General features: G+C 57.6%; 7 protein-coding genes. 4 read left to right on the top strand and 3 right to left on the bottom strand.

The window, feature by feature from the left end:
• Positions 1–664 precede the first annotated feature (664 nt).
• Positions 665–2,047 carry an alpha/beta fold hydrolase gene (locus tag C9413_RS03780; RefSeq protein WP_203226182.1) on the bottom strand — a complete coding sequence of 461 codons (1,383 nt, stop codon included), beginning with the start codon at positions 2,045–2,047 and terminating at the stop codon, positions 665–667.
• Positions 2,048–2,215: 168 nt separating this feature from the next.
• Positions 2,216–3,112: a LysR family transcriptional regulator gene (locus C9413_RS03775; protein WP_039844063.1), complete on the bottom strand. Its 897-nt coding sequence runs from the start codon at positions 3,110–3,112 to the stop codon at positions 2,216–2,218.
• A gap of 96 nt (positions 3,113–3,208) precedes the next feature.
• Here C9413_RS03775 and C9413_RS03770 point away from each other — a divergent pair, with 96 nt between their 5' ends.
• Positions 3,209–3,529: a nuclear transport factor 2 family protein gene (locus C9413_RS03770; RefSeq protein ID WP_039844064.1), complete on the top strand. Its 321-nt coding sequence runs from the start codon at positions 3,209–3,211 to the stop codon at positions 3,527–3,529.
• Positions 3,529–4,308, top strand: a complete 780-nt coding sequence (locus tag C9413_RS03765) for an SDR family oxidoreductase (RefSeq protein WP_039844065.1) — start codon at positions 3,529–3,531, stop codon at positions 4,306–4,308. Before C9413_RS03770 ends, C9413_RS03765 begins: the two co-directional genes overlap by 1 nt.
• Before the next feature lie 20 nt (positions 4,309–4,328).
• Here C9413_RS03765 and C9413_RS03760 read toward each other — a convergent pair whose 3' ends face one another.
• Positions 4,329–4,796 carry a MarR family transcriptional regulator gene (locus tag C9413_RS03760; protein ID WP_039844066.1) on the bottom strand — a complete coding sequence of 156 codons (468 nt, stop codon included), beginning with the start codon at positions 4,794–4,796 and terminating at the stop codon, positions 4,329–4,331.
• A 144-nt stretch (positions 4,797–4,940) separates the two neighbouring features.
• Here C9413_RS03760 and C9413_RS03755 point away from each other — a divergent pair, with 144 nt between their 5' ends.
• Both C9413_RS03755 and C9413_RS03750 read left to right on the top strand, forming a co-directional pair.
• Positions 4,941–5,723 carry an alpha/beta hydrolase gene (locus tag C9413_RS03755; RefSeq protein ID WP_039844067.1) on the top strand — a complete coding sequence of 261 codons (783 nt, stop codon included), beginning with the start codon at positions 4,941–4,943 and terminating at the stop codon, positions 5,721–5,723.
• A gap of 170 nt (positions 5,724–5,893) precedes the next feature.
• Positions 5,894–7,522, top strand: coding sequence for a GMC family oxidoreductase (locus tag C9413_RS03750; protein WP_039844068.1), 1,629 nt, complete (start codon positions 5,894–5,896; stop codon positions 7,520–7,522).
• Positions 7,523–7,822: the final 300 nt, after the last annotated feature.

The raw sequence follows: 7,822 nt of genomic DNA, 5'->3' as shown, positions 1-7,822 counted from the left end.
ATCGCGGCATAGGGAGCATAGAAATGCGGGCCACGCCACCTACCACCAGCACCGAAGCTCGATAAACGAGGCACTACCCGACGGAACCATCAGCTATGAGACGGCAGACACGTTGAATCCGCGACTAAATCAACAATATCGGCCGATTGCGGACCTCAATCCAAACACGAGCGCGCCAGTAAAATATGTTGCCGCGGCCAGTAAGGTTCTCGACGTCGTGGCGGACCGCCATGGGGTATTTGCCCTTGCCTGCCACCTGCTATACCGCCACGCAGTTTTCGCGTGGGCATCACCTGTGGGCACCAGTTCTGGTGCATCAGGTCGCCAATGATGCCAAAACGATATCCAGCACGACTAGAAAATCAAGGAATTAAGGGGATTTAGAGAGAATTGGCTGGGGAGCCTGGATTCTCACATGATTTCAATGACTTAGCGAAATCGCCTTTGAATTCCCTATATTTTCCCGCCGCGAGCGACCGTGGATGCCACCTTTGTGCCCGGCTTTGGGCCTCAGTCAACCGGTGTGCAAAACGGTAATAATTTCCGCTCTTGGGGCGTAAAGCGGACCTCGCACGTCAGGGTGTTAAGGTCCGAATCGCGTGGATAGCAGAAGTTCAAAGCGAAGCCGCTGAAAAGCCGCTTTGCGCGCCATAGCGGCCATATTTCACTGGTTGTACGCTGTCAGGAACCTGGAGTACTCGTCAAAGAACTGTTCGAAGGCAGCCGTGTCCTCCATGAGCACATGATTGTTTCCAGGAAGCTCAACGAAGGTCGCGTTAGGAATAAGCGTAGCCATGAGACGCCCTTCCTCTATCGGCGCGACGCGATCGCCGATGCAATGCAGGACCAACGTCGGAACATTGACCTGCTTCGCCAACTCCGTCACATCGACCGTGCTGTTCATTTTCCAGATCCGCATCGCCGCTTCCGGACTCGTAGCAATGCGCTGAAGTTCGTCGAAATTCGCAGCCATCTCGGGCTGAGCGTCGGGCATGAAGGTTGTTGTAAAAAAATGCCTGAAGACTGGATTGGTCGAGCCCCAGCCGTCGCGGATCATCATCGTCCCGAGTTTATAAAGGTGCTTTTGGTCCGGTTGCGTCCGCTTGAGCCGACCCCGAAGAAATCCGCCCAAGAGGACGAGGCAGGTCACCTGCTCGGGATTCTCCACGGCGTAGCGGACACTGAATGAGCATCCTTGCGAAATGCCGAGAAGCGCGAACCGGCTCAGTCCAGCAGCGGCTGCGACGGTCGACATGTCGCCAGTCATTGCCCCCTCGGATACAGCTTCGACGCCCCAATCCGATAGGCCATTTCCCCGCTGGTCGAATCGTACCAGCCGGCACAGCCTCGCCAACCTGACCAGCCATGGGTGCCAGATTGGACTGCGCCATTCATACTCCAGATGGTTCAGCCAATTCGGTGCCTTCAGCACCGGCATCCCTTGGCCAATACTGGCCCACGCGATCTGCACTCCGTCTGGGGCAGTGGCGAACTGTACCTGTTGTTGCTGCGCAGCTTTGGGAAGCTCCGAGCTAGGCAGCGAAGCGTCGGGTGTCCACTGCCAAACCCGGATGGGGCGGGAGATATTCTTCACCCGCTGGTTGCCCATGTCGCGAAAAGGCACTTTGATCTTATCCGCGACCGCTTGATGTACAATGTCGGAGATGCAGATGCCGCCTGGCTTCGCCAGCCCCTCAAGGCGGGAAGCCACGTTGACGCCATCGCCGAAGATATCTCCATCCTCGAAGAGGACATCCCCGAGATTGATCCCGAGGCGGTAGAGAATGCGGCGTTCTTCCGGTGACGCTCCCTCACGGTCCGCCATAGCCACTTGGATGTTGATGGCGCAGCGGACGGCATCCTGTGCTGAAGCGAATTCGACCAACATCCCGTCGCCCGTGGTCTTGACGATGCGGCCTCCACGAGTTGCGATCTGCGGATCGAACAACTCCGTGCGGTGCACCTTCTGACGCGTAAGGATATCTTCCTCATTTTGCTCCATGAGGCGGCTATAGCCTGCCATGTCGGCGGCCAGAATCGCGGTCAAGCGACGTTCCACAGAGCGCGTCCCCATAGTTTCAGCCAGATATCACACTACCACATGTCGGCGATCGGATTAAGATTGAGCGCAAGTGCCGAGCCTTTGAGAAAATGCACATCGTAATGCGACGACCGGCTGAACGGCCGCATCGGGCTTGCAAACGAACATAAGAGCTCACTGTCGCGAGAGCTCACGCGCAAGTTCCAAGAACGCCCTCACCCCGGCTGACAGATTTCGGCGCCCAGGGTAGTAAAGGCAAAGCCCCGGATATGGTGGCGTCCAGTCTTCCAGTACACGGACGACGCGCCCCGCCTCAATGTCCGGGAAAATGTCTTGCTCGAAGATGTAGCCTATACCGGCGCTTTCCAGGACAGCGGTTCTTGTGAGGCCAGCCTCGTCCAGGGATATCGGACCGCGTGCATCGATTTGCACCTGCTCCCCGTCCTTCTCGAAACGCCACCGAAACGAGGAGCCATCGGGCAGGCGAACGCGAATGCATCGATGGCTGAGAAGGTCGGGAGGGACCACCGGCTTCCCATGCCTCTCGAAGTATTCAGGAGACCCAACCACAGCATGTCGCTGGGGGTGGCCGAGCGAAACGGCAATCATGTCGCTGGGAACGAGGCCCGCAACCCTAACCCCCAGATCAAACCCGTCCTTGACGATATCAACCATCTTTCCTTCAGTTACAATATCGACATTCATGTCGGGATAGCGGCGCAGGAACTCAAGCACGAGCGGTGAGATGATGGCGCGAGCCGCAAACGGCGCCGCGTTGATCCGTATTGTTCCGGAAGGTGTCTCACGTTGCGCACGCACCGAATCCAAAGCGGCATAGAGATCCTGGAGCGACGGCGCCACCTGCTGCACAAAGAGCCTGCCGGCATCTGTGAGCGACACGCTGCGTGTGGTGCGGTTGAACAATCGCACTCCCAGCCCCGCCTCAAGCCTGCCGATTGTGTGGCTCAGCGCGGTCGTGGACATGTCGAGATCGATGGCCGCTGCACGGAATGTCCCACGCCGGGCAATAGCAATAACCGCTTCAAGTTCTTTCAGGCTGGTCTGTTCCATTGTCCCGGTCTGTTCATTACCGCATGCCGGTTTATCCCACTTATCTACGCAATGGTCGAGCGCTAACTATCGGGTCAACCAGTGAGGAGAAACACAATGGATATGCCCGATATCGTGAACATGTACTTTGACGCTGAGAGCGGCAGCAACGCGGATGCGCTGTCGGACACCTTTGCGATCGAAGCCGTTGTCGAAGATGAGGGATCGCGCCATCAAGGCGTCGTCGCAATCCGTGAATGGTGGGTGGCAGCGAAGAAGGCGACTCAGTACGTTTCTGAACCTTTGGAATCCACCATTGACGGCAACAGAGTGCTCGTCCGAGCCAAAGTTAGCGGCCAGTTTCCCGGCAGTCCGGTGACGCTCTCATATGCCTTCACCATCAAGAACGGCAAGATCGCTAAGCTGGAGATCCGGTGATGACAGACTTTCTCAACCTGAGAGGCAAACGAGCCCTCATAACTGCTGGAACCAAGGGCGCCGGGGCGGCGACCGTCAGCCTGTTTCGGGAACTCGGCGCGCAGGTGTTGACGACCGCGCGGGCGCATCCTGAGAACCTGCCGGAGGAATTGTTTGTCGAGGCCGACCTCACGACTGAAGAGGGGTGCGCGGCCGTCGCGGACGTTGCGCGTCAACGTCTCGGCAACATCGATATCATCGTTCATATGCTGGGTGGCTCGTCAGCAGCCGGCGGTGGTTTTGGGGCGCTAACTGATGCCGAGTGGCACAAAGAAATGTCGCTCAATCTTTTTCCCGCTGTTCGACTCGATCGCGAATTGGTTCCAGACATGGTCGCACGCGGAACCGGTGTGGTTGTGCATGTCACGTCCATCCAAAGAGTGCTGCCTCTCCCGGAAGCGACTACCGCTTACGCTGCAGCCAAGGCAGCACTCTCGACTTATAGCAAGGCCATGTCCAAGGAGGTGTCGCCCAAGGGCGTCCGCGTCGTGCGAGTTTCTCCGGGTTGGATCGAAACGGAAGCGTCCGTCCACTTGGCCCAGCGCTTGGCGGACAAGGCGGGCACGGACCTTGAGGGTGGCAAGAAAATTATCATGGATAGCTTGGGTGGCATACCTCTCGGGCGCCCGGCCAAGCCGACGGAAGTCGCAGACCTGATTGCCTTCCTGGCATCGGATCGCGCTGCATCGATCACTGGTACCGAATACACCATCGATGGAGGAACGGTGCCAACAGCTTAGGAACGAGACGCCTTCACGGATCAAGCGGGTGCGTCCCAGCCGCCGATCTGTGAATAGATGGCGTCGCGGAGATGCCGGACATCGCGATTCAAGGATGCCAACTCCTGAGGCGTCTGTGTAGAGGTTGCGAGCAGGGTGTCGCTGAGGCAGCCGGCCCTGTGCTGCAACGTGCGTCCCTCGTTCGTCAATGCAACGACAACCTGCCGTTCATTGCTCAGATTTCGTGTCCGTCGCAGCAAACCCGATGCTTCAAGACGCTTCAGAAGTGGCGTAAGCGTGCTGGATTCCAGAGCGAGGGTATGGGCGATGGCACCAACCGTCTGCTCGTCCTCACGCCAGAGGACGTTGAGCACGAGGTACTGCGGATAGGTCAAGCCCAGTTGGTCGAGCAATGGCTTATAGGCGCGCTGAATAGCGATGCCCGCGGTGTAGATTGCGTAGCAAAGCTGATCATGAAGCGCTGGTGGATCGTTATGCCGTTCGGTCATTTGTAAACTCCTATCGGCTCAGAAATAGCAAATGATACCGCAAAAAACAATATCGCGATAAATGATGTTTGACACGGAAAATGAAATCTGCCAGCTTATAGTTACCGCGATAACAGTTATCGCATACACAAAGAGGAGAAAGCCATGACCACCAGGACCATATTGGCCGCCGTCGCAGCCGCAGCCGCAATATCCGCCGCAGTGCCTGCGAACGCTGCGGACATAATCCGTGAAAACCAGACCGTGAAAAACGTTGTACTCGTTCACGGTGCCTTCGCCGATGGCTCTGGCTGGAGGGGCGTCTACGACAATCTCACGAAGCGCGGATATCGCGTCACCGTCGTCCAGAATCCGTTGACCTCCCTCGAAGACGATGTTGCCGCCACCAGGCGCGCAATCGAACGACAGGATGGTCTCGCCATTCTGGTAGGCCATTCATGGGGTGGTACAGTCATTACGGAAGCCGGCATCGATGCGAAGGTCGCGGGGCTGGTCTACGTCTCCGCGCTGTCACCGGACGCAGGCGAGACGACGGCCCAGCAGTATGAAGGTTTTGCCCCTGCAACGGAATTCGTCATCGAGACCACGAAAGATGGTTTTGGTTATGTCAGCCCCGAAAAGTTCAAGGCGGGATTTGCGCATGACGTTAGCGACGCCGACGTCGCCTTCATGCGGGACGCGCAGGTCCCCATCAACATGTCGGCGTTCGGCACGAAGCTGGAAAACGCTGCTTGGCGAACCAAGCCAAGCTGGGCTGTCATCGCCACCGAAGACAAGGCATTCGACCAAGCCATGCTGATCCATATGGCAGAGCGGATTAAAGCCAAGATTACCAAGGTTTCAGCAAGCCACGCGCTGTTCATGACGCAGCCGACGGTGGTGGCGGACACTATCGACGAGGCCGCGAAAACTGTTTCGGCGCAGTAAGGATGATCATTCGAGCTTTATCATCGGGACAGGCATCCCTGTTCCGATGATTGCTTGCTGGAACGTCCTCAAACCGTCGATCTCCAATTGAGATCGATTGCGCCTTTGAGCCGTTAGCGCGCACCGCCATTTCTCACAATTTAAGCTCATCAATTCACAAAGGTAACCCCGTGGATCAGAATACGCATGACCTAAACCGACATGAAAATCCGGCACCAACACGTCATGAGGTTTCAGACGATTTTGATTTTATCGTATGTGGAGCGGGCTCCAGTGGTTCAGTGATTGCCGCTCGACTGGCAGAATGCGGAGACGCCCGCGTCTTGCTTCTTGAGGCAGGCGGCGATGACGTAGCCGAGTCTGTTAGAGACCCGGCGCAATGGCCACTCAATCTCGGCACGAGCCGTGACTGGGGTTTCGTTGGAGAGCCGGCGCCTGAGCTCTGCGGTAGGCGGCTTCCTCTCAGCATGGGCAAGGGTCTGGGCGGCGGCTCGAGCATCAATGTCATGGTCTGGGCGCGAGGCCACAAGGAAGACTGGAATCATTTCGCGGCCGAAGCGGACGATGAAGCCTGGGGCTATGAATCGGTTCTCGGCTACTATCGGCGGATCGAAGACTGGCGCGGCCCGCCAGATGCTGTGCGCCGCGGCGCTGGAGGGCCGGTTTATGTCGCCCAGCCACGTTCGCCACAGCCCATCGCGGAGGCTCTATTGAACGCTGCATCGGCGATTGGCATTCCGGTATTCGACACTCCGAACGGCGAACTGATGGAAAGTGCCGGAGGTGCATCGATCGCGGAACTGCGCATCCGGGATGGCAGGCGGGAGTCCGTATTCGGATCCTATGTTCGTCCGCTCATGTCACGACCAAACCTTACGGTCCTCACCGACGCGTTGGTCACGAGCATCATCTTCGATGGCAAACGGGCGACAGGCGTTGAGGTTCTCGTCAACGGTCAGCGGCGTGCGTTCACTGCGCGATGCGAAACGGTGTTGTCGCTGGGTGCGATAAACACGCCAAAGGTGCTGATGCAGTCAGGCATTGGCCCGAAGGATGAACTGAAAGCTCACGGGATACCTGTCGTGCAGCATCTCCCTGGTGTGGGTCGAAATCATCAGGATCATCTCGCGTTCGGCTGCACGTGGGCATATCGAAAGCCGGAGGGCGTCGGTGGGGGAGGTTGCGAAGCAAAACTCTTCTGGAAAAGCGACTCTCGCCTCTCTCAGCCGGACATTCTTCAGTGCCAGTTGGAGTTCGCCGTACCTTCGCCGGCGGAAACAGGTCTGGAAACCCCGGCGCATGGCTGGACGATGTTTTCAGGGCTTGCGCAGCCGAAAAGCCGTGGCCGGCTGAGGCTCTCCGGCCCCAATACAAACGACCCTATCCTGATTGAACCAAATTCTCTCAGTGAGCCGGAAGACATGGCTGCCGCCTTGGCCGCGGTTGAGCTGTGCCGCGAACTCGGAAACAGCGACGCCTTCACGCCGCTGGTCACGAGCGAGGCAGCTCCGGGCACACGCGACCGGGCAGGGATGATCGATTTCATCCGAAAGTCGGCCGTCACTTACTGGCACCAGTCCTGCACGGCCAAAATGGGACGCGACAGCATGTCCGTGGTCAATAACGAGCTCAAGGTCTACGGGATTGAAAGTCTTCGTATCGCAGATGCCTCGATCATGCCGCGTATCACCACCGGAAACACGATGGCACCGTGTGTCGTCATCGGAGAGCGCGCAGGCGATTTGATCAGGAAGACGCATGGTCTTGCTGTCTTGAGTGGTGTCGCTCCATTCGCCTGAAGATGCTTTAGAAGAGCTCGGCGGTCAGCATACACTGGCGGTCGAGCTCTTTGCGCCCTCTTGGGTCAACCGTTCGGCGTGTTCAAGACCTTCTACGAGCACCTCATAGATGAGCGCTTACTGAGTTGTGCTCAGCATATTGACGGCAGTGTCGCGCACCCAATCGGGCATTGAGCCTCAGAGATAGAGCCCGGAAAAGCAGACAGTCACTTCCGAAATTGTCGAAGTGCAGGAGGAAGCCAAGTCGCCGCAGAAAACCTGCGGTATCCGACGAAAAACATCGATTCGCCCTCGATTTGA

Origin of the sequence: Rhizobium sp. SEMIA 4085 (assembly GCF_013004495.1) — a bacterium.
Classification (GTDB): domain Bacteria; phylum Pseudomonadota; class Alphaproteobacteria; order Rhizobiales; family Rhizobiaceae; genus Rhizobium; species Rhizobium gallicum.
This window is presented reverse-complemented; position numbering and strand designations above follow the sequence as displayed.